The organism is Brevundimonas sp. Marseille-Q4549 (assembly GCF_976940555.1).
Genome location: NZ_CDRHXG010000001.1, coordinates 2,120,469 through 2,145,644, shown reverse-complemented (window position 1 = coordinate 2,145,644; position 25,176 = coordinate 2,120,469). Strand labels below are relative to the sequence as shown.

The 25,176-nt window shown below is 67.2% G+C and carries 25 protein-coding genes; 15 read left to right on the top strand and 10 right to left on the bottom strand.

All coding sequences use genetic code 11. The features are described from left to right. The first annotated feature begins 30 nt into the window (after positions 1–30). On the top strand, positions 31–1,449 hold the full coding sequence (gene trmFO, locus ACWPV3_RS10505; protein ID WP_453977828.1) for a methylenetetrahydrofolate--tRNA-(uracil(54)-C(5))-methyltransferase (FADH(2)-oxidizing) TrmFO: 1,419 nt from the start codon (positions 31–33) through the stop codon (positions 1,447–1,449). Here trmFO and ACWPV3_RS10500 read toward each other — a convergent pair. The 3 genes from ACWPV3_RS10500 to ACWPV3_RS10490 all read right to left on the bottom strand — a co-directional run bounded on the left by ACWPV3_RS10500 (position 1,446) and on the right by ACWPV3_RS10490 (position 3,872). Next, entirely contained in the window at positions 1,446–2,141 is a 696-nt protein-coding gene (locus tag ACWPV3_RS10500; RefSeq protein WP_453977827.1) for a VIT1/CCC1 transporter family protein, read from the bottom strand. The genes trmFO and ACWPV3_RS10500 overlap by 4 nt on opposite strands. Positions 2,142–2,223: 82 nt before the next feature. Beyond that, the gene (locus ACWPV3_RS10495; RefSeq protein WP_453977826.1) at positions 2,224–2,856 is read right to left on the bottom strand and encodes a squalene/phytoene synthase family protein; all 633 of its coding nucleotides are present in this window, start codon (positions 2,854–2,856) and stop codon (positions 2,224–2,226) included. After that, positions 2,856–3,872 (bottom strand): polyprenyl synthetase family protein, encoded by a 1,017-nt coding sequence (locus tag ACWPV3_RS10490; RefSeq protein ID WP_453977825.1) that lies wholly within the window; start codon positions 3,870–3,872, stop codon positions 2,856–2,858. The genes ACWPV3_RS10495 and ACWPV3_RS10490 overlap by 1 nt, the downstream gene beginning before the upstream one ends. Before the next feature lie 132 nt (positions 3,873–4,004). On the opposite strand from ACWPV3_RS10490, the gene ACWPV3_RS10485 reads away from it, so the two are divergent. The 4 genes from ACWPV3_RS10485 to ACWPV3_RS10470 all read left to right on the top strand — a co-directional run bounded on the left by ACWPV3_RS10485 (position 4,005) and on the right by ACWPV3_RS10470 (position 7,584). Continuing rightward, positions 4,005–4,763 (top strand): tRNA1(Val) (adenine(37)-N6)-methyltransferase, encoded by a 759-nt coding sequence (locus tag ACWPV3_RS10485; protein ID WP_453977824.1) that lies wholly within the window; start codon positions 4,005–4,007, stop codon positions 4,761–4,763. A 65-nt stretch (positions 4,764–4,828) separates the two neighbouring features. Further along, entirely contained in the window at positions 4,829–5,599 is a 771-nt protein-coding gene (gene yaaA, locus ACWPV3_RS10480) for a peroxide stress protein YaaA (protein ID WP_312735514.1), read from the top strand. Between the two features lie 58 nt (positions 5,600–5,657). Next, entirely contained in the window at positions 5,658–6,491 is an 834-nt protein-coding gene (locus ACWPV3_RS10475; protein WP_292176553.1) for a 3-hydroxybutyrate dehydrogenase, read from the top strand. Between the two features lie 22 nt (positions 6,492–6,513). Further along, positions 6,514–7,584 carry a patatin-like phospholipase family protein gene (locus ACWPV3_RS10470; protein ID WP_453977823.1) on the top strand — a complete coding sequence of 357 codons (1,071 nt, stop codon included), beginning with the start codon at positions 6,514–6,516 and terminating at the stop codon, positions 7,582–7,584. Here ACWPV3_RS10470 and ACWPV3_RS10465 read toward each other — a convergent pair. After that, positions 7,572–8,489, bottom strand: coding sequence for an L-threonylcarbamoyladenylate synthase (locus tag ACWPV3_RS10465; RefSeq protein WP_453977822.1), 918 nt, complete (start codon positions 8,487–8,489; stop codon positions 7,572–7,574). The genes ACWPV3_RS10470 and ACWPV3_RS10465 overlap by 13 nt on opposite strands. Continuing rightward, on the bottom strand, positions 8,486–9,037 hold the full coding sequence (locus ACWPV3_RS10460) for a cytochrome b (RefSeq protein WP_453977821.1): 552 nt from the start codon (positions 9,035–9,037) through the stop codon (positions 8,486–8,488). The genes ACWPV3_RS10465 and ACWPV3_RS10460 overlap by 4 nt, the downstream gene beginning before the upstream one ends. Positions 9,038–9,157: 120 nt before the next feature. Between ACWPV3_RS10460 and ACWPV3_RS10455 the strand changes: the two genes are divergently transcribed. The 5 genes from ACWPV3_RS10455 (at position 9,158) to ACWPV3_RS10435 (ending at position 15,584) form a co-directional block, all read left to right on the top strand. Then, positions 9,158–10,942 (top strand): acyl-CoA dehydrogenase, encoded by a 1,785-nt coding sequence (locus tag ACWPV3_RS10455; protein WP_453977820.1) that lies wholly within the window; start codon positions 9,158–9,160, stop codon positions 10,940–10,942. Positions 10,943–11,022: 80 nt separating this feature from the next. Then, complete coding sequence (locus tag ACWPV3_RS10450) at positions 11,023–13,242, top strand: S9 family peptidase (RefSeq protein WP_453977819.1); 2,220 nt, start codon at positions 11,023–11,025, stop codon at positions 13,240–13,242. Further along, positions 13,239–13,805: an N-acetyltransferase family protein gene (locus ACWPV3_RS10445; RefSeq protein ID WP_453977818.1), complete on the top strand. Its 567-nt coding sequence runs from the start codon at positions 13,239–13,241 to the stop codon at positions 13,803–13,805. Before ACWPV3_RS10450 ends, ACWPV3_RS10445 begins: the two co-directional genes overlap by 4 nt. Before the next feature lie 39 nt (positions 13,806–13,844). Continuing rightward, on the top strand, positions 13,845–14,186 hold the full coding sequence (locus ACWPV3_RS10440) for a hypothetical protein (RefSeq protein WP_453977817.1): 342 nt from the start codon (positions 13,845–13,847) through the stop codon (positions 14,184–14,186). A 54-nt stretch (positions 14,187–14,240) separates the two neighbouring features. Beyond that, positions 14,241–15,584: a hypothetical protein gene (locus tag ACWPV3_RS10435; protein WP_453977816.1), complete on the top strand. Its 1,344-nt coding sequence runs from the start codon at positions 14,241–14,243 to the stop codon at positions 15,582–15,584. A gap of 4 nt (positions 15,585–15,588) precedes the next feature. Here the strand turns inward: ACWPV3_RS10435 and ACWPV3_RS10430 are convergent, their stop codons facing one another. The 4 genes from ACWPV3_RS10430 to tpiA all read right to left on the bottom strand — a co-directional run bounded on the left by ACWPV3_RS10430 (position 15,589) and on the right by tpiA (position 18,872). After that, positions 15,589–15,747, bottom strand: coding sequence for a hypothetical protein (locus tag ACWPV3_RS10430; protein WP_292087815.1), 159 nt, complete (start codon positions 15,745–15,747; stop codon positions 15,589–15,591). A 103-nt stretch (positions 15,748–15,850) separates the two neighbouring features. Further along, on the bottom strand, positions 15,851–17,503 hold the full coding sequence (locus ACWPV3_RS10425) for a CTP synthase (protein WP_292087814.1): 1,653 nt from the start codon (positions 17,501–17,503) through the stop codon (positions 15,851–15,853). A gap of 123 nt (positions 17,504–17,626) precedes the next feature. Beyond that, positions 17,627–18,058 (bottom strand): preprotein translocase subunit SecG, encoded by a 432-nt coding sequence (secG, locus tag ACWPV3_RS10420; RefSeq protein ID WP_453977815.1) that lies wholly within the window; start codon positions 18,056–18,058, stop codon positions 17,627–17,629. Between the two features lie 64 nt (positions 18,059–18,122). Beyond that, positions 18,123–18,872, bottom strand: coding sequence for a triose-phosphate isomerase (gene tpiA / locus ACWPV3_RS10415; RefSeq protein WP_453977814.1), 750 nt, complete (start codon positions 18,870–18,872; stop codon positions 18,123–18,125). A gap of 140 nt (positions 18,873–19,012) precedes the next feature. On the opposite strand from tpiA, the gene ACWPV3_RS10410 reads away from it, so the two are divergent. Both ACWPV3_RS10410 and trpE read left to right on the top strand, forming a co-directional pair. Beyond that, positions 19,013–20,914, top strand: coding sequence for a peptidyl-prolyl cis-trans isomerase (locus ACWPV3_RS10410; RefSeq protein ID WP_453977813.1), 1,902 nt, complete (start codon positions 19,013–19,015; stop codon positions 20,912–20,914). Then, positions 20,911–22,428, top strand: a complete 1,518-nt coding sequence (trpE, locus tag ACWPV3_RS10405; protein ID WP_453977812.1) for an anthranilate synthase component I — start codon at positions 20,911–20,913, stop codon at positions 22,426–22,428. The genes ACWPV3_RS10410 and trpE overlap by 4 nt, the downstream gene beginning before the upstream one ends. An 18-nt stretch (positions 22,429–22,446) precedes the next feature. Here the strand turns inward: trpE and ACWPV3_RS10400 are convergent, their stop codons facing one another. Then, positions 22,447–22,650 carry a peptidoglycan-binding protein gene (locus ACWPV3_RS10400; RefSeq protein ID WP_453977811.1) on the bottom strand — a complete coding sequence of 68 codons (204 nt, stop codon included), beginning with the start codon at positions 22,648–22,650 and terminating at the stop codon, positions 22,447–22,449. Between the two features lie 88 nt (positions 22,651–22,738). Between ACWPV3_RS10400 and ACWPV3_RS10395 the strand changes: the two genes are divergently transcribed. From ACWPV3_RS10395 to trpC, 3 genes are read left to right on the top strand one after another with little or no spacing between them, the layout of a single operon-like run. Beyond that, positions 22,739–23,329, top strand: a complete 591-nt coding sequence (locus ACWPV3_RS10395) for an anthranilate synthase component II (protein WP_292087808.1) — start codon at positions 22,739–22,741, stop codon at positions 23,327–23,329. A gap of 2 nt (positions 23,330–23,331) precedes the next feature. Then, positions 23,332–24,369, top strand: coding sequence for an anthranilate phosphoribosyltransferase (gene trpD, locus ACWPV3_RS10390; RefSeq protein ID WP_453977810.1), 1,038 nt, complete (start codon positions 23,332–23,334; stop codon positions 24,367–24,369). Next, positions 24,366–25,160 (top strand): indole-3-glycerol phosphate synthase TrpC, encoded by a 795-nt coding sequence (gene trpC, locus ACWPV3_RS10385; RefSeq protein WP_453977809.1) that lies wholly within the window; start codon positions 24,366–24,368, stop codon positions 25,158–25,160. Before trpD ends, trpC begins: the two co-directional genes overlap by 4 nt. The last annotated feature ends 16 nt before the right edge of the window (positions 25,161–25,176 follow it).

The window sequence follows — 25,176 nt, the reverse complement described above, 5'->3', positions numbered from 1 at the left end:
ACCGCGCCAGACGCCCGCTAGAAGGCCGCGATGACCGTTTCCCCTGCCCCCTCCTCGACCCTCCCAGGCCCCGTCCACGTCATCGGTGGCGGTCTCGCCGGTTCCGAAGCCGCCTGGCAGATCGCCCAGGCGGGCGTGCCCGTCATCCTGCACGAAATGCGCGGCGTGCCGGGCGTGAAGACCGACGCCCACCAGACGGACGGCCTGGCCGAGCTGGTCTGCTCCAATTCCTTCCGGTCGGACGACTGGGAATACAATGCGGTGGGTCTGCTGCACGCCGAGATGCGGGCGCTGGATTCGGTCATCATGGCCTGCGGCGACGCCCATCAGGTTCCGGCGGGTGGCGCGCTGGCGGTGGACCGCGACGGCTTCTCCGCCGCCGTCACCGCCAAGCTGTCAGCCCACCCCCTGATCACCATCGTGCGTGAAGAGATCGCCGGTCTGCCGCATGAGGAGTGGGACAATGTCGTCGTCGCCACCGGCCCGCTGACCTCCCCCGCCCTGGCCGACGCCATACTGAAGGCGACCGGCGAGGAAAGCCTCAGCTTCTTCGACGCCATCGCCCCCATCGTCCACGCCGATTCGATCGACTTCGACATCGCCTGGCGTCAGTCGCGCTATGACAAGGAAGGACCTGGCGGAGACGCCGCCGCCTACGTCAACTGCCCGATGGACAAGGCGCAGTACGACGCCTTCATCGACGCCCTGCTGGACGGGCCCAAGGCCGAGTTCAAGGAGTGGGAGAACGTCCCCTATTTCGACGGCTGCCTGCCCATCGAGGTCATGGCCGAACGCGGTCGCGAAACCCTGCGCCACGGCCCGATGAAGCCCGTCGGTCTGACCAATCCGCGCGACCCGACGGTCAAGCCCCACGCCATAGTTCAACTGCGTCAGGACAATGCGTTGGGCACGCTGTTCAACATGGTGGGCTTCCAGACCAAGCTGAAGCACGGCGCTCAGGCCGAGACCTTCCGCATGATTCCCGGGCTTCAGAACGCTCAGTTCGCGCGCCTCGGCGGCCTGCATCGCAACACCTATCTGAACAGTCCCCAGCTGCTGGACAAGCAACTGCGCATGAAGGCCATGCCGCGCCTACGCTTCGCCGGCCAAGTCACGGGCGTCGAGGGCTATGTCGAAAGCGCCGCCATGGGCCTGCTGACCGGCCGCCTAGCCGCCGCACAGGCTCTGGGTCGCGATCTGTCGGCGCCGCCGCCCGAGACGGCCATGGGCGCCTTGGTCGAACACATCACGGGCGGCCATCTGGAAGGCGCGAAGTTCCAGCCGATGAACATCAACTACGGCCTCCTGCCCCCGCTTGAGGCGCCCAAGGTCGACGAGGACGGCAAGCGCATCCATCCCAAGGAACGTGGTCGCGCCAAGAAACGCCTGCAGAGCCTCCGCGCCATGGCGAGCCTGAAGGCCTGGCGGGACGCCGCTGCTCGCCCCTAGACGACGGTCCCGAACAGACGGCCGATCCCTGCCGTGACCGCCATGGCGAGAACGCCCCAGAACACTACGCGAATCATCGAACGGGGCACGTTCGCCCCTCCTGCCCTGGCGCCCATCGCCCCCAGGACGCCCAATCCGACGAAGGCGCTTGCGGCGACGGCGGCCAACAGGACGCTGTCCGGCGCGATCGCCACCGTCGCCAAAGGCAAGGCCGCGCCCGTCGCAAACGTCGCAGCGGAAGTCAGGGCCGCCTGAACGGGGCGAGCAGTCGTGAAGCTGGTGATGCCCAACTCGTCTCGGGCATGAGCGCCCAAGGAGTCGTGCGCCATCAGTTGCTCGGCTACCGTCCGCGCCGTGTCGGGCTGAACGCCCCGTGCAATATAGATGCCGGCAAGTTCATCCAACTCTGCGGCCGGCGCAGCAGCCAGCTCCGCCGCCTCTCGGGCCAGATCGGCCTTCTCGGTGTCGGACTGGGAACTGACGGAGACATATTCACCCGCCGCCATGGACATGGCGCCGGCCACCAGGCCTGCGACACCCGAAACAAGTACGGCTCCCTTCGAAGCTTCGGCCGCCGCCACGCCGACGATCAGGCTAGCCGTCGACAACAGGCCGTCGTTTGCGCCCAGCACGGCGGCTCTCAACCAGCCGACGCGCGCCATCAAATGGCGTTCGGAATGGCTGCGCGGCATGTCGGACCTCCTGGGTGGCTAACAAATACAGCAGACCTTGGGAGCCGTCAGCGCAAGCCGAATCTGGACCGGACCCGAGGGATCAGATCCGTCCCATGAAGGCGGCCCGGATCAACTGCAGCCGCCGATAGGCTTCAGGCCGGTCTCGCCCCGAAAGGGCGGCATGGGCCACAGCGGGAAAACCGGAGATGGGCAAATGCTTCAGCCCCGCGTTTGCGCCTTTGCGTGCCGCCCTGGCTTCATCCATTCGTCCGACCTGCGCCAGACCCCAGACCCGGCCGGTTTCGACCACCGCGTCTGCGTGGCCCGGCCCTGCCAGAACCTGGACCGCCGCCTGCATGGGGCCGACGTAGAAGGCCTCCAGATCGTGAGGCTGGCCGTGGACACGGCCGATATGAGCCTCGATCAGCGCATCGAACGGGGCGCGATCAAGGCTGTGGCGGGCGACGACGTCGGTCAGGGCTTCCAGCACCGGATGACCTTTGCGCGCCACGCCGGCGAACACCCCGTCCATCTGTTCGGCCCACCAAGTGTAGCGCATCTCGGCCAGCAGGGGCTGGGTGACGCGCGTCGGAATGGCCATCAGCTCGGCCTCAAAGGCGTAGAGCGCGATCAGATCGGCGCGCGCCTGTGGGTCCGACACCAGTCGGCTGGACAGCCAGCGGTCCAGATCGGCGGCGCGGACCTGCGTATCCAGGGGGTCCGAACCGGCCATCAGGCGGCGCGCGACACCGCGAAATCGGCCAGATTCTCGAGCGCAATGCGCCAGTCGGTGGCAGGCAGAACCGCCAGCGCAGCCTTGGCCTGGTCGGCGTAGTCGCCTGCCAGATCCAGGGTCGCGCCGATGGCGCCGGAGCCGACCACCAGTTCGCGGGCGCGGGCGAAATCCTCGGGCGTGCGTTCGCCCTTGGTCACGGTCCGCTCCCAGAAGGCGTCCTCACGGCCTTTGGTCCGAGCAACCGCCAGCAGAAGCGGAAGGGTGGCCTTGCCCTCGTTGAAGTCGTCGCCCGCGTTCTTGCCCAGGGCCTCGGCCGTCGCGCCGTAATCCAGGGCGTCGTCGGCCAGTTGGAAGGCTATGCCCAACGCCATGCCATAATCACGCAGCGCCTTGACCGCCTCGGCCGACGCCGCCGCCCCGACCGCACCCGCCTCGGCGGCGGCGGCGAACAGTTCGGCGGTCTTGGCCGAGATGATCTGCAGATAGGTGGCCTGATCCAGGTTCAGATCGTGGGCGCGGGTCAGTTGCAGCACCTCGCCCTCCGAGATCACCCGCGACGCCTCGGCCAGAATGCCCAGGGCGCGCATCGAATCCGTCTCGACCATCAGTTCGAAGGCGCGGGCGAACAAGAAGTCGCCGACCAGGACGCTGGTGGGCGCGCCCCAGATCAGATGTGCCGCGACCTTGCCCCGACGCAGTTCTGACGCATCGACGATGTCGTCGTGCAGCAGGGTGGCGGTGTGAATGAACTCCACCGCCGCAGCCAGTTTCTTGGGCGACAGAATATCATCCGTCGCGCCCGTGGCGCGGGCGGCGGCTACGGTCAACAGGGGGCGCAGACGCTTTCCGCCCGCCGACACCAGATGTTCGGCCAGTTTGGGGATGATCGGCACGTCGGACTGCATCCGATCAAGGATCAGGGCGTCGACGGCGGCCATGTCGGCCTCGGCCAGCCGAACGAGGGCGTTGACGTCCCCCTTCGGGCGGGGAGCGGCTGCAATGGCAAGATCCAAGAGATACTCTTTCACAAGGGCTTCGCGACGCACGGACGGTCGCGTGGGTGTTTCTGTGGTCGGGCTGGCTTGCCCCGGCGCTTCGCGGCGCACAATGATGTTCGCCCCTTTTAGGGTCAAGGAGATTGAGGCGTGAGCGCGGTCGAAACGGCGACGCCGGACATTGTCGAGAACGGCCTGTTGAACGGCCGCGTGCGGTTGCGGCAACCGGCCAAGGGCTATCGCGCCGGGATGGACGCCGCCCTCCTGGCGGCGGCGACGCCGGTTCGTCCGGGCGAACGACTGATCGAGGCGGGCTGCGGCGTCGGGGGCGTGCTGATGCAGGTTGCGGCGCGATGTCCACAGGCGCGGCTGACGGGTCTGGAACGCGATCCCGCCGTGGCCGATTTGGCGAGTTCGAACGCGGCGTTGAACGGGTTTCAGGACCGTCTCTCGGTGCGAACCGGCGATGTGGCTGAAGGATTTCGCGCGCTGGACCTCGCACCGTTCGACTGGGCGGTGTCCAATCCGCCCTTCTTCGATGACGCCACGGCCCTGCGCGCCCCGGCCGAAGGCAAGCGCGGGGCCTGGATGGCGGACGACGGGCTGGAGGCCTGGACGCGGTTCTTGCTGAAGGCCGTGCGCGAAGGCGGGCGGATCGTGATGATCCATCGAGCGGATCGTCTGGCCGACATTCTGCGGCTGTTGGGCGAAAAGGCGGGGTCTTTCGCCGTCCGCCCTGTCCATCCCTTTCACGACGAACCGGCCAAACGCGTGCTGGTTCACGCCGTCAAAACAGGGCGCGCGCCGCTGCGTCTTCTGCCGCCGTTGATCCTTCATGACCGAAGCGGCGGCAAGCATACCCAGGAGGCCGAGGCCCTTTTGAGAGGCGAAGCGTCGCTGGAATGGTGAGGCCGCACCGGTTCAAATCGTCATCGAAGCGGCCTATCTGAACGGCTTCGTCATGGAGCCGCGCCTTGCTGATCGTTCTTTCGCCCGCCAAACGGCTGGATTTCACCGAGGCCGATGTCGCCCTGCCCGCCTCGGAACGTCGTTTCCTCGAAGACACGACCAGCCTGGCCAAGACCGCCAAGCGTCAGAGCAAGGCCGACCTGCGTCGGCTGATGGGTATATCCGACGATCTGGCGACCCTGAACGTCGCGCGGTTCAAGGCTTTCGATCCCGAATCGCTGGACGGCGTCCAGGCCGCCTTCGCCTTCGCCGGAGACGTCTATGAAGGCCTGAAGGCGCGCGAACTGAACGCGGAGGCCCTGGCCTGGGCCCAGGATCACCTGCGGATTCTCTCGGGCTTGTACGGCCTGCTGCGACCGCTGGACCGAATCCAGCCCTATCGGTTGGAGATGGGCACGCGGTTGAAGACGCGGCGTGGCGCCAGTCTTTACGACTTCTGGGGCGACCGTCTGTCGAAACAGTTGAACGCGGACGCCGAGGGACAGGCCGACCCGACCCTGGTGAACCTGGCCAGCCAGGAATATTTCGGGGCCGTCGACGCCAAGGCGCTGAAACTGCCCGTCGTCACGCCGCAGTTCCGCGAAGAAAAGAACGGCGAGAGCCGCATCATCTCCTTCTTCGCCAAGAAGGCGCGCGGCGCCATGGCGCGGTTCGCCATCGATGAGCGCGTCGAAAAAGCCGATGATTTGAAGGCCTTCGACCGAGACGGCTATCGGTTCGATAAGGCCGCCTCCACCGAGGGCGAATGGATATTCATCAGATCGGGAAATTCTTGATCCCTACCCGCGCCTGCCGCTAATCTAGCGCCGCATAAAGAATAAGAGGGGCGAAACAATGGACCAGTCATCGAAGCCGGACGAAGCATCGTCGTTCCGCGACATCGGCGACCTGAAGGGCCAGACTGCGGTCATAACCGGCTCCACGTCCGGCATCGGTCTGGCGCTGGCCCGTGCGGTCGCATCCCACGGCGGCGATGTGGTCCTGAACGGCCTGGGCGACGCCGCCGAGATCGAACGGACCCGCGCCGAGCTGGAATCCTCGTCCGGCGCCCGCGTTCTGTATCACCCGGCTGACATGACCAAGGGTGAAGAGATCGCCGACATGGTCGCCTTCGCCGAACGCGAACTGGGCCGGCTGGACATCCTGGTCAACAACGCCGGCATTCAATATGTCGAAGCCGTCGAGAACTTTCCCACCGACAAGTGGGAGCAGATCATCGCCATCAATCTGTCGTCGGCCTTCTACGCCACGCGTGCGGCGATCCCGCTGATGAAGGCGCAAGGACGCGGGCGGATCGTCAACATGGCCTCGGCCCACGGCCTGGTCGCCAGCCCGTTCAAATCCGCCTATGTCGCGGCCAAACACGGGATCATCGGCTTCACCAAGACCGTTGCGCTGGAAGTCGCGCAGGACAACATCACCTGCAACGCCATCTGCCCCGGCTTCGTCGAGACGCCCATCGTGGCGAAACAGATCGCCGACCAGGCCCGCACCCGCAACATGAGCGAGGAGGACGTACTGAAGACCGTCATCCTGGGCTCCCAACCGACGAAGCGGTTCGTCACGACGCAGGAATTGACGGGCATCTTCCTTTATCTGGTGTCGGATCTCGGCGCTTCCGCCAACGGGGCCAGCTTCTCCATCGACGGCGGCTGGACCGCGCAATAGACCAAGGTTTCAGGGGGGCGGCATGGCGATCTTCAAACGCAAGGCCGCTGTTCCGGCGTCTTCGCAACAGCCTCCCTCGGGTCGAATCCCCGTGTCCCTGGCGCTTCAGGGCGGCGGCGCCCACGGCGCCTTTCAGTGGGGCGTTCTGGATCGCCTGCTGGAAGACGACCGGCTGGAGGTGAGGGCCGTCTCGGGCGTTTCGGCCGGGGCGATGAACGGCGCCGCCCTGATCTCCGGCCTGGCCAAGGCGGATCCTCGCGTGGCGCTGGACAGGTTGTGGCGTGAGGTGAACCAGTCCGGCGGGCGCAATGTGTTCGGCGACAGCAGCCTGTGGAACACCGCCCAACCGCCCGATTGGATCAAGGACACGCCGTTCTGGCGTGCGGGGGAAACCCTGGCCCTGTCCATGAGCCCCTATGAGTTTAATCCCCTGAACCACAATCCGCTGAAGCGCGTCCTGAACGCCGCCGTGGACTTTCAGGCCGTCAGGGATTCGCCCATCCGCTTCTTCGTGGCGGCGACCGCCGTGCGTCAGGCGCGAGCGCGCATATTCGGCTCGTCCGAAATGTCGGCCGACATCCTTCTGGCGTCGGCTTGCTTGCCGCACCTGTTCCACGCTGTAGAGATCGACGGCGAGCCCTATTGGGACGGCGGCTATCTGACCAATCCGGCGCTGTGGCCCCTGACCGGCGAGGACACCCCAGACGACGTGCTGCTGATCACCCTGAACCCCCTGGTGCGTGACGAGACGCCCAGGACGGCCGCCGACATCATGGATCGGTTGAACGAGATCGTGTTCAACGCGCCCCTGCTGGCCGAACTGCGCGCCATCGCCATCGCCGACGATCTGATCGACAAGGGGCAGTTGGGCGGCAAGGGGGCGTTCCGTCCCGTCCGCCTGCACGCCATCGAGGCCGACGGCTGGCTGTCGGACCTGTCGCTGCGGTCCAAATTCAATACCGAATGGGGCTTCCTGAACGATCTCAAGGCGCGGGGCCGCGCCGCCGCCGAGGATTGGCTGAACACCTGCCTCGCCAGCGTAGGGCGACAATCCAGCGTGGATCTTCAGGCCCGCTTCGGTCAGCCGACGTAGCCGGCCGCCCGCCTCAACCGATCATTGATCGCCTCGCCCAAACCCTCTGAAGGAACAGGGGAAACGGCGATTCCAGCCGGTTTCTCACGATCCGCCGCCCGCAACAGCCGAAACAGATTGGCCGCTGCCTCCTGCGGATCGCCGCTGGGGCTGAGGCTCCACCTCGGATCGCCCACGCCGGGTCCGAAGCCCAGGAGGATTTCGCCCGGCCGCGCCTCGGTCGCCGCGATGCGGACCGGCGCGTCGGGCGCATAATGAAGGGTCAGACGGCCGGGCGAACGATGCCCCTCCCCGCTCTCGTGGAGCGGTCCCACGACCGCCTCGATCTGCTCGCGTGTCACGGCGCCCGGTCGCAGCAGAGCGACCCGATCGCCCAGAACGGACACGACCGTGCTTTCCAGGCCCACGTCGCAAGGGCCGCCATCGACCGCGGCGCCCACGGCGGCGCCCGTCTCTTCCACCGCATCCGCAAAGGTCGTCGGGCTGGGCCGGCCGGATCGATTCGCCGACGGCGCCACCACGGGACCGCCGAACGCCGCCAGAACCTGCTGCGCCAGAGGATGCGCCGGCACGCGTACTGCCACGCTGTCCAGGCCGGCGCGCGCCAGATCACAGACGCGGCTTCGATCCGCGACCGGCAGGACCAGGGTCAGCGGGCCGGGCCAGAAGGCCTTCGCCAACGCCTCCGCCGCCTCATTGAACTGGCCGATTACCCGCGCCGCCTCCAGGCTGGCGACATGGGCGATCAAGGGGTTGAACTGCGGCCGACCCTTGGCGGCGAAGACGGACGCCACGGCCTTGGGATCGCCAGCATCCGCCCCCAAACCGTAGACCGTCTCGGTCGGCAGAAGGATCAGTTCTCCCCTGCGCAGAACCTCGGCCGCCTGTTCAGGCGTCGCACTCACGGTCGTCGCGGGATGATCGGGATCATCCGATGCAACACATTGTCCCGGTCGACGAACTGGTGTTTCAGCGCCGCCAGAACGTGGAGGGCGATCAGAACATAGAGCCCTTTGAGCGCCAGCTCATGAAGCCCCATCAGGCTGCGGGCCGTGGCCCTACCGCCGCCCACCGGCAGCAGAGGCCAGGAGAACAGGTTGAACCAGACGATCTCACGACCCGCCGCCGAAGAAGCCAGCCAGCCGGTCATTGGAATGGCGATCAGGGCCAAATAGAACAGCACATGGGTCGCGCGCGCCGCGATCCTCTGCCAGCCCGGCAGGTCCGGAGACAGCGGAATGGCCGGATGCGCCATGCGCCAGCCGATCCTCGCCAGCGTCAGCACCAGGATGGTCAGACCCAGCGACTTGTGCAGCATGACGAACTGGCCAGAAATCGGCCCCTCGGTGTTCTCATGCGCGGTGATCAGCAGAATCTGGATCAGCACCGCCAGGGCGATGCCCCAATGCATCAGCAGCGACACGGTCGAATATCGGTTGCGGGGCTCGCCCATGTCTTCCTTTCCGTCACGGCATGGCGTCACTCTGCGCTCAGAAGGGGCGCGTCGCCAAGACGCTTGCAGCGCCGGGCCCCATCGCGGCACTTAGTCCGCACAGACGATTGAGGAAAGCCCATGACCTATCGCGCCCCCGTTCGGGACTTGGCCTTCACCCTGGAAGCCGTGTCCGGCATAGCCGACCTCGCCGCGGCCGGCGTCTTCGCCGACTACGACGCCGAGGTGGCCCAGGCTGTTCTGGAAGCCGCCGGCCAGTTCTCCGAAGAGGTGCTGGCGCCGCTGAATCGCATCGGCGACCAGAAGGGCTCGACCTACGCCAATGGGGCGGTGACGGCCGCGCCCGGTTTCGCCGACGCCTATCGGCAGTTCGCGGCGGGCGGCTGGACCGGCCTGACGGCCTCGGCCGAAGCCGGCGGGCAGGCCCTGCCCAAGGCGCTTGAGCTAGCGGCCTATGAGACCGTCCACGCCGCCAACATGGCCTTCGGTCTGTGTCCCATGCTGTCGTTGGCCGCCATCGAGGCGCTAGAGCAGGTCGGAACGGAACAGCAGAAGGCGAAATATCTGACCAAACTGGTCAGCGGAGAATGGACGGGCGCCATGGTCCTGACCGAGCCGGGCGCCGGCTCGGACCTGGGCGCCCTGACCGCGACGGCCACGCCGAACGGCGACGGGACCTACGCCCTGAATGGCCAGAAGATCTTCATCACCTGGGGCGATCACGACGTCACGGACAACATTGTCCATCTGGTGCTGGCCCGTCTGCCCGATGCGCCCAAGGGACCCAAAGGCATCAGCCTGTTTCTGGCGTCCAAGTTCGCGGTGAACGACGACGGAAGCCTCGGCGACCGCAACGCCTTCCGCCCCGTCGGCGTCGAGCACAAGCTGGGCATCCACGCCTCGCCTACTTGCGTCATGAGCTACGAGGGTGCGACCGCCGAATTGGTCGGACAACCCAATCAGGGCCTGGCCCATATGTTCGTGATGATGAACGCCGCTCGCCTGGCGGTCGGGGTCGAGGGCGTGGGCGTCGCCGAACGCGCCTATCAACACGCCCTGGCCTATGCGCTGGAACGTCGACAAGGCCGCTCTGTCTGGACGGGCGAAGCCTCCGCCCCGATCTTCGACCATCCGGACGTGCGCCGGATGCTGGGGGTGATGAAGGCCAAGATTTCGGCCGCCCGAGGCATCTGCCTGTCCACCGGGGTCGCCGCCGACCTGGCCAAACACGCCGCGACCGAAGAAGAGCGTCTCCGCTGGAAAGGGCGCGAAGATCTGTTCACCCCCATCGCCAAGGCCTGGTCCACCGATGTCGGCTGCGAGGTCGCCTCGATGGGCGTCCAGGTCCACGGCGGCATGGGGTTCATCGAGGAGACGGGCGCGGCTCAGTACTATCGCGATGCGCGCATCGCCCCGATCTATGAAGGCACCAACGGCATTCAGGCGATGGATCTGGTCGGGCGGAAACTGTCGATGGACAGGGGCGCCTCGGCCAGGGCGCTGATCGCCGACATGAAGGCGACCCTGGCCGATCTGGGGCGTCTCTACAGCGGCAAGCCTGTCGAACGCTTCGCCACGGCTATCGAGGCGGTCGAGGACGCTACCCTGTGGCTGCTTGACCAGAAGGCCGATCCCGAAGCGGCCGCCGATGTCCTGGCCGCCGCCGACGCCTATCTGAAACTGCTGGGCGATGTCGTCGGCGGATGGATGCTGGCCAAGGGGGCGCTGGCGGCCAAGGCGCGGCTGGACGCGGCCGATGGCGATCCAGCCTGGCTTCGGGGCAAGCTGGACCTCTATGAACTCTACGCCGCCAATGTGTTGGGCCATGTCTCCAGCCGGCTGGCGGCCGTGGGTCAGGGCGGCGATGTGTTGAAGCGCATGACAGTCGAAGCCCTGGCAGGCTGAAGGCGCGGCGCGATCTTCTCATTTGACCTCGGGCGGCCCGAACGCCCAAGGTCGCGTTCGCACGCCATGGGGAACCGATCATGAACCGACGCCAAATTCTTCTGTCCACCGCCGCGTCGGCCCTGGCTGCGTCGGCCTCCCCCACCTTCGCCCGCCAGCCTTCCGGACCCTCGATGCCCCAGCCCCCCGTCGCCAAGAAGATTCCCGTCGTCATCGAACAACTGGGCCGTACCCGCACCGACGACTACCAGTGGATGAAGGACGACAATTGGCAAGCGGTTCTGCGCGATCCGACCCTGATCAAGGCTGAGGTGAAGGACCATCTGACGGCCGAGAACGCCTATCGCGAGGCCGTGATGGCCTCGACCCTGCCCCTGCAGGAGGCGATGTTCCAGGAGATGCGCGGCCGCATCAAGGAGGACGACTCCTCGGTTCCCGCGCCCGACGGCGCGTGGACTTATTATGTCGAGTACCAGACGGGCGACCAGCATCCCCGCTACATGCGCGTCGAACGCCAGGGCTCATGGAGCGTCGATGGTCAGCCGGTGACGAAGACCTTCGTCATGGCCCCCACGCCCCAACTGTTGCTGGACGCCAATGAACTGGCCAAGGGCAAGGCCTATTCGGAAGTCTCGGCCGCCTCTCACAGCCCCGACCATAGCCTGTTCGCCTATGCCGAGGACGCCCAGGGCTCGGAAGTCCACAAGATCTACGTCAAGGATCTGGCGACCGGCGCTGTCCTCCCGGAGGTGATCCAGAGCGCCACCGGCGACTTCGCCTTCTCGCCCGACAGCCAGTGGATCTTCTGGACCAACCGCGACGACAACGGACGGCCGGACAAGATCTTCCGCCGGCCGGCGCGCGGCGGCGAAACCTCCCTGGTCTATGACGAGCCAGACGACGGCATGTTCATTGGCGTGGGACGCACCGCCGACGACAAGTTCATCGTTATCGGCATCCAGAACCAGGAGACCTCCGAGGCGCGCTATATCCCCGCCGCCGCGCCGACGGCGGAACCCGTGATCCTGGAGCCACGACAGGTCTCCGTCCGCTACGACGTCGATCACTGGGGCGACCGCTGGGTGATCCGCACCAACGCCGACGATGCCATAGACTTCAAGATCGTCCAGGCCCCGACCGAGACGCCAGGCAAGATACATTGGAAGGACCTGGTACCCCATACGCCGGGTCGCTTCATCGAAGGCATGGATCTGACGAGGGATCATCTGGCCCGGCAGGAGCGGGCCGACGCCAACACCCGCATCATCATCCGCGACCGACAGGGCACCGAGCACCAGATCGCGGTGGACGAACCCGCTTTCGCCCTGTCCTTGGCGGGCGCCTCGGAGTTCGACACCACCACGACCCGCTACACCTACAACTCGCCCTCCACCCCGACGCAGACGTTTGACTACGACATGGCGACGCGGGAACGGACGCTGCGCAAGACCCAGCAGATTCCCTCGGGACACGACATCGCGAACTATGTGGTCGAGCGGCTGAACGCCCCGGCTGCTGACGGTAAGTTGGTGCCGGTGACGGTTCTGCGTCGACGGACCACGCCCATAGACGGTTCCGCGCCGCTGCTTCTGTATGGCTACGGTTCCTATGGCATTCCCATGCCGGCCAGCTTCTCGACCAATCGTCTGTCGTTGGTCGACCGCGGCTGGATCTACGCCATCGCCCATATCAGGGGCGGATCGGACAAGGGCTGGGGCTGGTTCCTCGATGCGAGGAAGATGACGAAGAAGAACACCTTCACCGACTTCATCGCCGCCGCCGAGCACCTGATCGACCGCAACTACGCCAGGGCCGGAAACATCGTGGCCCAGGGCGGATCGGCGGGCGGCATGCTGATGGGTGCGGTCAACAACATGCGGCCCGACCTGTGGGCCGGGATCATCGGCCAGGTGCCGTTCGTCGACGTCGTCAACACCATGAGCGACACCTCGTTGCCGCTGACGCCGCCGGAATGGCCCGAGTGGGGCAATCCGATCGAAGACCCCGCCGCCTACGACTATATGATGAGCTACAGCCCCTACGACCAGGTGAAGCCCCAGGCCTATCCGGCCGTGCTGGCGACCGGCGGCCTGTCCGATCCGCGCGTCACCTATTGGGAGCCGGAGAAGTGGGTCGCCAAGCTGCGGCCCGCCACCACCTCGGGCAAGCCGGTGCTGTTGAAGATCAATATGGAGGCCGGGCACGGCGGGGCGGCCGGCCGGTTCGACTATCTGAAGGAGGTCGCCCACGACTACGCCTTCGCCGTCTGGGCCGTCGACAAGGGCTGGCAGACGGCGTGACCTCGCCCGTCGTTCGCGATGTCCGCCCCGGCGACATGGCTGCGATCACGGCCATCTACGCCGAAAGCGTGGTGAACGGACGCGGCACCTTCGAGTTGGAAGCGCCGGATGAGACGGAGATGACGGCTCGTTTCGCCGCCGTGGCGGATCTGGGCCTGCCGCGTCTGGTCGCCGAGATCGACGGGCGCGTGGTCGGCTACGCCTACGCCGGGCCGTTCCGCACCAGGCAGGCCTATCGCTACATGGTCGAGGATTCGATCTACGTCGCACCGGTGGCGCGTGGAAGCGGCGTCGCCGGCGCGCTTCTAGACGCCCTGATCCGGCGCTGCGAGGCGATGGGCCTGAGGCAGATGGTCGCCGTCATCGGCGATTCCGACAACCTGGCCTCCATCGCCCTCCACCACGCGCGCGGCTTTTCGCATGCGGGCGTGTTCAAGGCGGCGGGCTGGAAACACGGGGATTGGCGCGATGTCGTCTTCATGCAGCGCGCCCTGAGCCAGGGCGGGGACACGCCACCCGACGCCCCCGGTCTTTCTCTGATCGACAAGAAAACCCCAGCCTGAGGCGTTGCGGCGGATAGACGCGCGCCCTATCCTGAGCAGGTGCGGATCGTCTCCTCAATCCTGTTGCTGATCGGCGCCCTGGCGGTGCTGTCGCTGGGCGTCAGCGGCGCCTTCGCCGCGCCCGCCGCCCATGCAGCGCCCTGTCATGAGACGACGCAGACGGTCGGCCGGACGGACACCGGCCGTCCATCCGATCACGCGCCCAGGACGCTGAAGGCCATGGCCTGCTGCGTAGCCTGCGTGGCGACGCCCGCTTCCGCGCCGGCCGCCCTGCCCCCATCGTCGCTGACGATCATCCGGATCGCGTCGGTTTCAGCCAGCCTGCCCATGGGCCGCCGACTGTCGCCCGAACCCGGACCGCCGCGCCTCCTGATCGCCTGAAGTCCGCGCGTCGTTTCGGCGCCCTCAGTCACGATCACATCAAAGGAGGCCCTGATGGCCATCCGAACCCTCGTCGGCGTCTGCGCCGGCGCGTCCCTCCTGGTCCTCGGCCAGGCGGCGACAGCTCAAGACCACACGCATCACATGCCCGCCCCCGCTGCGGCGAGCCCCGCGCCCCACGACATGAGCAGCCATGACGCCATGACGTCCGATGCGGCCCATGCCATGCCCATGACCAGCCCCTATGGCGACTGGCCCATGAGCCGCGACGCCTCGGGCACAAGCTGGCAACCCGACGCCGGCGACCACGGCGGCGTCCACGCCATGCGTGGCGACTGGATGCTGATGACCCACGCCCTGTTGAATGTCGTCTACGACCGTCAATCCGGACCGCGCGGCGGCGACAAGACCTTCGTCGCCGGCATGCTGATGACCTCGGCGCGGCGCGACTTCAGCGACGGCTCCACCCTGAACCTGCGCGCCATGCTCAGCCCCGACCCGCTGATGGGCAAATCCGGTTATCCGCTGCTTCTGGCGGCGGGAGAAACGGCGGACGGGGTCACGCCCCTGGTCGATCGCCAGCACCCCCATGACGCCTTCATGGAGTTGTCGGCCAGCTATTCGAAACGCCTGTCCGACAAGGACAGCCTCTATGGCTACATTGGTCTACCGGGCGAGCCTGCCTTCGGTCCCCCTGCCTTCATGCATCGCATGAGCGCAATGGACAGCCCCGAGGCGCCGATCACCCACCACTGGCTTGATTCGACCCATATCGTTTTCGGCGTAGCCACCCTGGGCTGGGCGCACGACCGGTTCAAGCTGGAGACATCCGCCTTCAAGGGACGTGAGCCCGACCAGCACCGGTGGGACATCGACGCCCCCCGGCTGGACAGTTGGTCGGTGCGCGGCAGCTGGAATCCGACCGATGAATGGTCGCTCCAGGCGTCCTACGCCAAGGTTTCCGCGCCCGAGCAGCTGGAGCCGGACGAGGACGAGACCAAATGGTCCGCCAGCGCCATCCATACCCGGCGCCTGGGCGAGGCCGGCTGGTGGTCTTCAACCCTGGCCTGGGGACGCAAGACCAACGATCATGGCGAGTCCAGGGACGGCTGGCTGCTGGAATCGGCCGTCCATCCCAACGAGCGCTGGACCGTCTTCGGGCGCGCCGAGCGGATCGAAACGGATGAACTGGTCCCTGGCGTCGGCGGCGGCCATGGCCCGCTCTATGCCGTCGGCAAGGCTTCGGTCGGCGCCGTTCGCGACTGGCGGATCGCGCCGAACATCCGGTTCGGCCTAGGCGCCCTCTATGCGGTCAATCGCGTGCCCCAGGCGCTTGAACCCCTCTATGGCGGCGATCCGGACGGGGGCATGGTCTTCGTCCGGCTGAAGATCGATTGACGGGTCAGGCCCGTTCGGCGGTCGCCGGGCGGGCCGACGCCTCTGGCGCGTGGCGTGTCAGGCCATATCCTGCCGCGGCTAGGCCAAGAGCCAGCATCAGCCCGCCGGCGATCAGAGCCACGCGGACATGTTTGTGCAGATGATAGAGCAACTCGCCGATCATCGACCGCTCCCGCGATCCTGGACTGTGCCAATACGGTCCATTCAGTCGGGATTACAGCAAAAGCCGCGCCCGACAGAATCGCAGATGCGTGAACGGCGTTCTTTCAGACCAGGCGGCTTTGCTCCAGCGCCGCGCCGATGAAGCTGGCGAACAGCGGATGCGGCGCGAACGGACGGCTCTTGAGCTCGGGGTGATACTGGACGCCGATGAACCAGGGATGGTCCGGCCGCTCCACGGTCTCGGGCAGGACGCCGTCCGGCGACAGGCCGGCGAAGACTAGGCCGGCCTTCTCCTCGATCGCCTCGCGATAGTTGATGTTGACCTCGTAGCGGTGGCGGTGACGCTCGCTGATGTCGGTCGTCCCATAAATGTCGGCGATCCGCGATCCGGCCTTCAACGTAGATTCATAGGCGCCCAAGCGCATGGTGCCGCCCAGGTCCCCGCCCTGCTGACGCAGGACGCGCTGGTTGCCTTGCGTCCATTCGGTCATCAGGCCGACGACCGGCTCGGACGTCGGGCCGAACTCGGTCGAGGACGCCTTGGGATAGCCCGCCAGGTTTCGCGCCGCCTCGATCACCGCCATCTGCATGCCGAAGCAGATGCCGAAATACGGAATGTTGCGCTCACGGGCGAAACGCGCCGCCTCGATCTTGCCTTCCGCCCCGCGCTCGCCGAAGCCGCCGGGCACCAGGATGGCGTGGGCGCCCTCCAGCCGTTCAGCGCAGGCCTCCGGGTCGCCTTCGAAGGTGTCGGCCTCGACCCAATCGATGTTGACCTTGACGTTGTTGGCGACGCCCCCGTGGTGCAGAGCCTCGATCAGAGACTTATAGGCGTCCTTCAGCACGGTGTATTTGCCCACCACGGCGATGGTGACTTCGCCATCCGGATGCAGACGGCGGCGCACGATCTCTTCCCAACCCGTCAGGTCAGGTTCCGGCGCATCGGCGATACCGAAATGGGCCAGGACTTCGCGGTCCAGACCCTCGCGGTGATAGTCCAGCGGCACGGCGTAGATGTCGGCCGAATCCATCGCCTGGATCACGCCGCTCTCACGCACATTGCAGAACAGGCCGATCTTACGCTTTTCGTCGGCGGGTATCGGCTGTTCGCAGCGGCACAGCAGGATGTCGGGCTGGATGCCGATCGAGCGCAGTTCCTTGACCGAATGCTGCGTCGGCTTGGTCTTCATCTCGCCGGCGGTCTTGATGAAGGGCAGCAGCGTCAGGTGCACGAAACACGACTGACCGCGGGGCAGGTCCTGGCCCAGTTGGCGAATGGCCTCGAAGAAGGGCAAGCCCTCGATGTCGCCGACCGTGCCGCCGATCTCGACCAGCACGAAATCGACGTCTTCGCCCGCATCGGTCAGGGCCGGCGTCAGGCAGAAGGATTTGATCTGGTCGGTGACGTGCGGGATCACCTGCACGGTCGCGCCCAGATAGTCGCCGCGCCGCTCCTTCTCCAGGATGGTCGAATAGATGCGACCGGTGGTGACGTTGTCGGACTTGGCCGCCGAGACGCCGGTGAACCGCTCGTAGTGGCCAAGGTCCAGGTCAGTCTCGGCGCCGTCGTCGGTCACGAAGACCTCGCCGTGCTGATAGGGGCTCATCGTGCCCGGATCGACGTTGAGATACGGGTCCAGCTTGCGCAGGCGGACCTTGTAGCCGCGGGCCTGAAGAAGAGCGCCGAGGGCGGCGGAGGCGAGGCCTTTTCCAAGCGAGGAAACCACGCCGCCGGTGATGAACACATAGCGAGCCATGGGCGAACACCTTACTCCATGATTCGCAAAGGCGGCATGGCCCGAAGCGAATCGAACTGTTGATCAAAAGAAGAAAGCGCGCCCTGCGGCGCGCTTTCGAAGAGGTCGTCGAGGGTCCGTCCGTTACCGGGCGGGCTGTTGCGTCGGCGCCTGGGCGGGGGCCGAGACGCTGGCTTCCAGATCGTCCAGCGACGGCGCCGCCGGCTTGGCCGGCTGGGCGGGCTGCGGCTGGGCCGGTTGTTGTTGAGGCTGGCTGGACGCCGGCTTGGTGGCCAGCGATCCGACGGCGTCGGCGTCGATCCCGGACACGGCGGCGCGGTCCATGTTGCCGACGACGGTCAGCACAATGGTCAGGCCGAACAGCAGGGCCGCCAGGACCCACGTCACCTTCGTCAGCAGATTGCCGGCGCCCCGCGCCGTCATGAATCCCGAAGGTCCGCCGCCCATGCCCAAGGCGCCGCCCTCGGAACGCTGCAGCAGCACCACGCCCGTCAGGGAAATGGCGACGATGATGATGGCGACGAGCAGGATGGTCTGGAGCATGGCGTCATTCATGTGGGCGCGAAGGTGCGCCGATCAAGCGGCGGCCTCTATCATCGAAGCCCGCCGGGGGCAAACGTCACGCGGCGCGGATGATCTTCAGAAAATCCTCGGCCTTCAGGGATGCGCCGCCGACCAGGGCCCCGCCGACCTCTGCGGTCGCCAGAATCTCGGCGGCGTTCTCGGGCTTCACCGAACCGCCGTAGAGGATCGGGGTCCGCGTCGCCGCCTGGCCCAGCCGCCGCACCAGGGCCGTGCGGATGGCGGCGTGCACCTCGGCGATTTGCTCCAGCGTCGGCGTCAGACCCGTGCCGATGGCCCAGACCGGCTCATAGGCGACGGCGAACGGACGTTCGGCCAGGCTGTCCGGCAGCGACTTCTCCACCTGGGCGCTGACCACGGCGACAGCCTCGCCAGCTTCGCGCTGCACCAGGGTTTCGCCGACGCAGACGATCGGCTCCAGCCCCGCGGCGACGGCCGCCTCGACCTTGGCCGCCACGTCGGCGTCGCTCTCATTGAATGCGGCGCGCCGTTCGGAATGCCCCAGGATCACCAGGGTCGCGCCCGCATCCGCCAGCATTTCGGCGGACACCGAACCGGTGAAGGCGCCCGCCGGCTTCTCGTGGCAATCCTGGCCACCCAGTTCGACGCCGCCGCCAGTCAAGACGGCGTTCATGCGATCCAGCAGGGTCGCGGGCGGGCACAGGGCGACCCGGCAGCGGGCGTCCTGCCCCTCAAGCGCTTCACGCAGCGCGGCGGCTTGGGCCAGATCGGCGGACAGGCCGTGCATCTTCCAATTGCCGGCGATCAACTTCACGGATTGTTTCATGGGCGCTTCTCTAGGCGCCGTAAAACGCGAAGCCAAGGCCTTTCGCCGCATTCCGGACATGAAGCCGTCCTTGCAGGGGCGCGTCCGGCCCGACTATACGCCACCATGACGCCAATCTCGGCACGTCCTCGAGCTTTCGAATGATCACCGCTTTCCGCGCCTTTTCCCGCTCCAAGTGGGCCGCCGCCCTGCTGGTCCTGATAGCCGTCAGTTTCGTGATCGTCGGCGCGCGCATGGACGTGTTTGCCAACCTGGGTTCGAAACATGTGATCGACGCCGGATCGCGCACGATGAACGAGGCCGAGTTCCGCACCGCCTTCGATCAGGTCCGCACCCGGCTGCAGGAACAGGCGGGTCGCCCACTGACCAATCAGGACCTGGTGGCGGAGAACATCCACATCCGCTTCCTGGACAGCCAGACGGAACAGCTAGGCTTCCTGAACTGGGCCTGGAAGGCCGGCATCCGGCCGGGCCAGGAACTGATCGTCAAGCAGATCCGTCAGATCCCGGCCTTCTTCAACTCCGTCACCGGCCAGTTCGACCAGCAGGCCTATCAGACCGCCCTGGCCCAGCAGAACCTGACCCCGGCCATGTTGGAGCAGGATCTGCGCGACCAATACGCCATGGAGCATTTCGGTTCGGCCGTCTTCGCCGGCGCCCGTGTGCCGCGTATCTACGGCGCCCTTCTGGCGGGTTCGGCCTATGAGGCCCGCGACGGTCGCTGGTTCGAGGTGACGCGCGCCATGGCCGGTCAGGTCGCCGCTCCCACCGACGCCCAGCTGAACGCCTTCATTCAGGAAAACGCCGAGCGCCTGCGCGCGCCGGAGTTCCGCATGGTCTCGGTCGTCCTGTTCACCCCTGAACGCAACGCCGCGCCTGCGATTTCCGAGGACCGCATCCGCGAGCGCTTCCAGTTCAAGAAGGACAGCCTGGGCAAGCCCGAGACCCGCAGCTTCGTCACCCTGACGGCGCCGAATCGCGAAACGGCCCAGAAGGTCGCCGCCGCCTTGCGCGCCGGTCAGTCGCCGGCCGAGGCGGGGCGCGCCAACAACATCACCCCGGCCGTCTTCGATGCGACGCCGCGCACCGCCATCGGCGACGCCGCCACGGCCGGAGCCGTCTTCGGCCTTCAGCCCAATCAGGTGTCCGATCCGGTTCAGGCCGGCGTCGGCTTCGCGGTCGCCAAGGTCACGGCGATCCAGCCCGGACAGCCTGCGACGCTGGAGAACAGCCGTGAGCAGATCGTGCAGGAGCTGCGCGAAGAGGACGTGAAAACCCAGACCTACGCCAAGGTCGAGAAGTACGAAGCCGCCCGTCAGGCCGGCAAGAATCTCGCCGACGCCGCTCAGTCGGTCGGCGCCCGCCTGGTCGAACTGCCGCCCTTCACCAAGGACGGCAAACTGCCGAACGGCCAGGCCCTGAACGCCCCGCCCCAGATATTCGAAACGGCCTGGAGCCTGACAAAGGGCGGCGAAAGCGACGTCATCGACGCCGGCCAGGGTCAGTATTTCGCCGTCCGCGTGAACGACATCCGCCCGTCCGCCCTGCCGACCCTGGCCGAGGTGCGCGAACCCCTCGCGCAGCAGTGGGTCCAGCGCGAGACCCTGCGCAAGGTGTCGGCCAAGGCCGAGGAACTGGCCGGCCGCGTCCGTAACGGCGAGGACATCGCCGCCGTGGCCCGCTCGGTCAACGCGCCCCTGACGGTCCGCACCGGCGTGATGCGCGACCAGGCCACCCAGCAGGCGCTGGGCCAGGCCGTGCTCCAGGGCCTGTTCGGCCAGGGCAAGGGCCAAGTCTTCTCGCAACCGGGCGAACAGGGCTTCGTTATCGGGCGCGTGGACAATGTCCACGCCGCCAATCCGGCCGTCGCGGGCCCCCTGGCCGAACAGGTCCGTCCGCGCCTGACGCAGGAACTGGTGCAGGCCCTGGTTCAGGCCGAGATGACCGCCGGCGCGAAGACGTCCAAGGCCAAGAACGACCCGGCGATGGCGCGTCAGGCGCTGGGTCTGTCGGGCGACGCCCCGGCCGCCCCGCCGCAATGAGCCAGGCTGCGTTCGGCGAAGGCGATTTCGACGCCTTCGCCTCCGGCCTTTCCGCCGGTCGCCCCCAGGTCGTCGTTCGACGCGTGATCGACGATCTGGAAACGCCGGTTTCGGCCTTCCTGAAACTGGGTCGCGATCGCCCCTACGCCTGTCTGCTGGAATCGGTGGAAGGCGGGGCGGTAAAGGGGCGCTACTCCATCCTGACGCTGGACCCCGACGTCGTCTGGCGCTGTCGATCCGACAAGGCCGAAATCGCGCGCGGCGCGCAGATCGCTGACGGCCAGTTCATCGCCGAGCCCCTGCCGACCCTTCAGTCGCTGCGCGCCCTGATCGCGGCCTCCCGCTTCGATCTGCCCGACGACCTGCCGCCGATGGCGGCGGGCCTGTTTGGGGTTTTCGGCTACGACATGGTGCGATTGCTGGAACCCTTGGGTGCGCCCAATCCCGATCCGCTGAACCTGCCCGACGCCGTCCTGACCCGACCATCCCTGGTCGCCATCTTCGATTCGGTCCGGCATGAGATCGTCCTGGTCGCCGCCGCCTATCCCGACGCGGAGATCGCCCCCCAGGCGGCCTTCGACGCCGCCGTGGAGCGGTTGAACGCTTTCGAAGCCGCCCTACGTCAGCCCCTGCCCCTTCGGGCCGCCCCGCAGGAAACGCCGGCGCCGGTCTTCACCTCGCCGGTCGATCAGGCCGGTTTCGGTCGGATGGTGGCCCACGCCAAGGACTACATCATCGCGGGCGACATCTTCCAGGTCGTGCTCAGCCACCGCTTCTCGGCCCCGTGGTCAGACGACCCCTTCGCCTTCTATCGGTCCCTGCGCCGCCAGAATCCGTCGCCTTATCTGTTCTATCTGAACTTCGACGGTTTCCAGCTGGCGGGATCCAGCCCCGAAATCCTGGTCCGGCTGAAGGACGGCACGGTCACGATCCGGCCCCTGGCCGGCACCCGCGCACGGGGCGCCACGCCCGAGGCCGACAAGGCCCTGGAAGCCGAACTCCTGGCCGACCCCAAGGAACTGGCCGAACACCTGATGCTGCTGGACCTGGGGCGCAACGATGTGGGCCGCGTCGCCGCGCCCGGCACGGTCGAGGTGACGGAAAGCTTCGTCGTCGAACGCTACAGCCAGGTCATGCACATCGTCTCCAATGTGCGCGGCAAGGCCGATCCGAAGTTGGACGCGGTGGACACCCTGCTGGCCGCCCTGCCCGCCGGCACCCTGTCGGGCGCGCCCAAGGTGCGGGCGATGGAGATCATCGACGAGCTGGAATCCGAAAAACGCGGCGTCGGCTATGGCGGCGGGGTCGGCTACATCTCTGCGGGGGGCGAGGCGGATATCTGCATCACCCTGCGCACGGCCCTGTTCGCGAATGGCCGCATCTTCGTCCAGGCCGGAGCCGGCGTCGTGGCCGACAGCGATCCTGTCGCGGAGTACGCCGAGACCCAACACAAGGCGCGCGCCCCGATGCGGGCGGCCGAAGACGCCTGGCGCTTTCGCTCGGGCAACCGCTAGGGCTCAGCCCCCTGGGTTTCAGGGCTGATAGGTCGACGTGGCGTCTTCGAAGTGGACGCCCGGCCCGATCACCATGACGCACGCCATCAGAACCGCCGCCGTCGCCGCCAAGGCGGCCGCGCCAAGGGCCGACAGGCTGCTGGCCTGGGGTTCGACCACGACCAGCCGCGCCTTGGCGGCGGCGATCTTGTCGGCGATGTCTTGTTCGGCGGTCAGTTTCACGCGCTCATTTGACGCCGGCAACGGTTAAGATGCGCTTTAGCGCGTCCCGATGCTTGGCGTCGGCGACGCTCGCGCCTAGAACCGCGCCATGATCCTCGTCGTCGATAACTACGACAGCTTCACCTACAACCTCGTCCACTACCTCGCGGAGTTGGGCGCGCCGACCCATGTGGTGCGCAACGACGACCTGACGACGGACCAGGCCTGGGCGCTGAACCCCGCCGCCGTGCTGCTGTCGCCCGGCCCCTGCGCGCCGGATCAGGCCGGCATCTGCCTGCCCCTGATCGCCAGTGCGCCCGCGTCCATGCCGATCCTGGGCGTCTGCCTGGGGCACCAGGCCATCGGTCAGGCCTTCGGCGGGGACGTCATTCGCGCCAAGACCCTGATGCACGGCAAGACCTCGCCCATCCTACATGAGGGCAGAAGCGTCTTCGCCGGCCTGCCTTCGCCCTTCACGGCGACGCGCTATCACTCGCTGGCGGTCAAGCGAGAGACCCTGCCGGATTGTCTGGAAGTCACCGCCTGGACCGCCGACGACGAGATCATGGGCCTGCAGCACCGCACGCGGCCCATTCATGGCGTTCAGTTCCACCCCGAGTCCATCGCCACGGAACACGGTCATGACATGCTAGCCAACTTCCTGACCCTGGCCGGCGTGAAGCGCCTCGCGGCCGCCTGATCGTGGCGGACGGGTTCAAGCCGATCCTCGCCCGTCTGGTCGAGGGCCAACCCCTGACCTCGCAGCAGGCGCACGACTTCTTCGCTGCCTGCCTGCGTGGCGAACCGACCCCGGCCCAGGTCGCCGCCGCCGTGACCGCCCTGCGCCTGCGCGGCGAAACGGTGGACGAGATCACCGCCTTCGCCGGCGCCATGCGCGAGGCCGCCCTGACGCTGGATCATCCCTATGAGGTGATCGACACCTGCGGCACGGGCGGCGACGGCCAACACACCTACAACATCTCCACCGCTGCGGCCCTGGTCCTGGCGGGCGCCGGACTGAAGGTCGCCAAACACGGCAACCGCGCCATGTCGTCCAAGTCGGGATCGTCGGATGTGCTGTCGATTCTGGGCGTCAATCTGATGGCGTCACCGGCCCAGCAGCGGTTGGCGCTGGACGAGGCGGGCATCTGTTTCCTGTTCGCCCCGGCCTATCACGGCGCCATGCGACACGTCGGCCCGGTGCGCGCCGAAATCGGTTTTCGGACGGTTTTCAATCTATTGGGGCCGCTTTCGAACCCCGCGTCTGCACGGCGTCAGGTGATGGGCGTCTATGATCCCCGGCTGCTGGAGCCCCTGGCCGAGGTTCTGGGCCGCCTGGGCGCCGTGCGCGCCTGGACCGTCCATGGCCAGGGGCTGGACGAATTGGCGATTTCGGGCCCGACCGAGGTGGCCGAGTGGAAGGACGGCGCGGTGCGGCGGTTCGCTGTGACGGCCGAGGACGCCGGCCTGCCCCGCGCGCCGGTCGAGGCCATTCGCGGCGGCGACGCCGAGGAGAACGCCGCCGCCCTGCGCGCGCTGTTGCAGGGTCAGGCCGGCCCCTACCGCGACATTGTGTTGCTGAACGCCGCCGCGGCCTTCGTGGTATCCGATCGCGCGGCCGACCTGGCCGAAGGGGCCGCCCTGGCCGCCGCCGCCATCGACGACGGCCGCGCCGCCCAGGCCCTGGAACGCCTGGCGCGGATCACCTCCACGCCCTTGGAAACGGAAGGGGACGCATGACCGACGTGTTGGAACGGATCGCCGCCTACAAGCGCGAGGACGTCGCCGCCCGCAAGGCCGCCGCCTCTCAGGATGCGATCGAAGCCCTGGCGCGCGCCGCCTCCGCCCCTCGCGGCTTTCGCGACGCCCTGGATCGGACCGTCGAGGAAACCGGCCGCCCCGCCCTGATCGCCGAGATCAAGAAGGCCAGTCCGTCCAAGGGCCTGATCCGAGCCGATTTCGACCCGACCGCCCTGGCGCTTTCGTATGAAGCCGGCGGCGCGGCCTGCCTGTCGGTTCTGACCGACGGCCCCAGCTTCCAGGGCGACGACGCCTATCTGGGCCAGGCGCGCTCCGCCGTCGCCCTGCCCTGCCTGCGCAAGGACTTTCTGGTCGATCCCTGGCAGGTCGCCGAGAGCCGGGCCCTGGGCGCCGACTGCATCCTGATCATCCTGGCCATGGTCGATGACGCCCTGGCGGCTGAACTGCTGTCCGAGGCCGAAAGGTTCGGTATGGACGCCCTGATCGAGACGCACGACGAAGGCGAAATGGCTCGCGCCTGCGTCTTGGGGGGGGATCTGGTCGGGGTGAACAACCGTTCGCTGCGCACCTTCGAAGTGGATCTGGAAGTCACCGAACGCCTGTCGATGCTTAGCCCCGTGCGCGCCCTGCTGGTGGCCGAAAGCGGCATCTTCACGTCTGAGGACGTGGAACGCGTCTCGGCCGCCCATGCCCAGGCCATCCTGGTCGGCGAAAGCCTGATGCGCCAGGACGACGTGGAGGCGGCGACCCGCCGACTGCTGGCCGCCTGACATCCGCCTCGGCGGA

Coding starts and splice junctions, on each gene's coding strand:
- ACWPV3_RS10410 (WP_453977813.1), top strand. CDS start 19,013: ATGATCACCGCTTTCCGCGCCTTTTCCCGCTCCAAGTGGGCCGCCGCC.
- ACWPV3_RS10425 (WP_292087814.1), bottom strand. CDS start 17,503: ATGGCTCGCTATGTGTTCATCACCGGCGGCGTGGTTTCCTCGCTTGGA.
- tpiA (WP_453977814.1), bottom strand. CDS start 18,872: ATGAAACAATCCGTGAAGTTGATCGCCGGCAATTGGAAGATGCACGGC.
- ACWPV3_RS10395 (WP_292087808.1), top strand. CDS start 22,739: ATGATCCTCGTCGTCGATAACTACGACAGCTTCACCTACAACCTCGTC.
- trpC (WP_453977809.1), top strand. CDS start 24,366: ATGACCGACGTGTTGGAACGGATCGCCGCCTACAAGCGCGAGGACGTC.
- ACWPV3_RS10470 (WP_453977823.1), top strand. CDS start 6,514: ATGGCGATCTTCAAACGCAAGGCCGCTGTTCCGGCGTCTTCGCAACAG.
- ACWPV3_RS10495 (WP_453977826.1), bottom strand. CDS start 2,856: ATGGCCGGTTCGGACCCCCTGGATACGCAGGTCCGCGCCGCCGATCTG.
- ACWPV3_RS10460 (WP_453977821.1), bottom strand. CDS start 9,037: ATGGGCGAGCCCCGCAACCGATATTCGACCGTGTCGCTGCTGATGCAT.
- ACWPV3_RS10435 (WP_453977816.1), top strand. CDS start 14,241: ATGGCCATCCGAACCCTCGTCGGCGTCTGCGCCGGCGCGTCCCTCCTG.
- ACWPV3_RS10475 (WP_292176553.1), top strand. CDS start 5,658: ATGGACCAGTCATCGAAGCCGGACGAAGCATCGTCGTTCCGCGACATC.
- trpE (WP_453977812.1), top strand. CDS start 20,911: ATGAGCCAGGCTGCGTTCGGCGAAGGCGATTTCGACGCCTTCGCCTCC.
- ACWPV3_RS10455 (WP_453977820.1), top strand. CDS start 9,158: ATGACCTATCGCGCCCCCGTTCGGGACTTGGCCTTCACCCTGGAAGCC.
- ACWPV3_RS10430 (WP_292087815.1), bottom strand. CDS start 15,747: ATGATCGGCGAGTTGCTCTATCATCTGCACAAACATGTCCGCGTGGCT.
- ACWPV3_RS10450 (WP_453977819.1), top strand. CDS start 11,023: ATGAACCGACGCCAAATTCTTCTGTCCACCGCCGCGTCGGCCCTGGCT.
- secG (WP_453977815.1), bottom strand. CDS start 18,058: ATGAATGACGCCATGCTCCAGACCATCCTGCTCGTCGCCATCATCATC.
- trmFO (WP_453977828.1), top strand. CDS start 31: ATGACCGTTTCCCCTGCCCCCTCCTCGACCCTCCCAGGCCCCGTCCAC.
- ACWPV3_RS10500 (WP_453977827.1), bottom strand. CDS start 2,141: ATGCCGCGCAGCCATTCCGAACGCCATTTGATGGCGCGCGTCGGCTGG.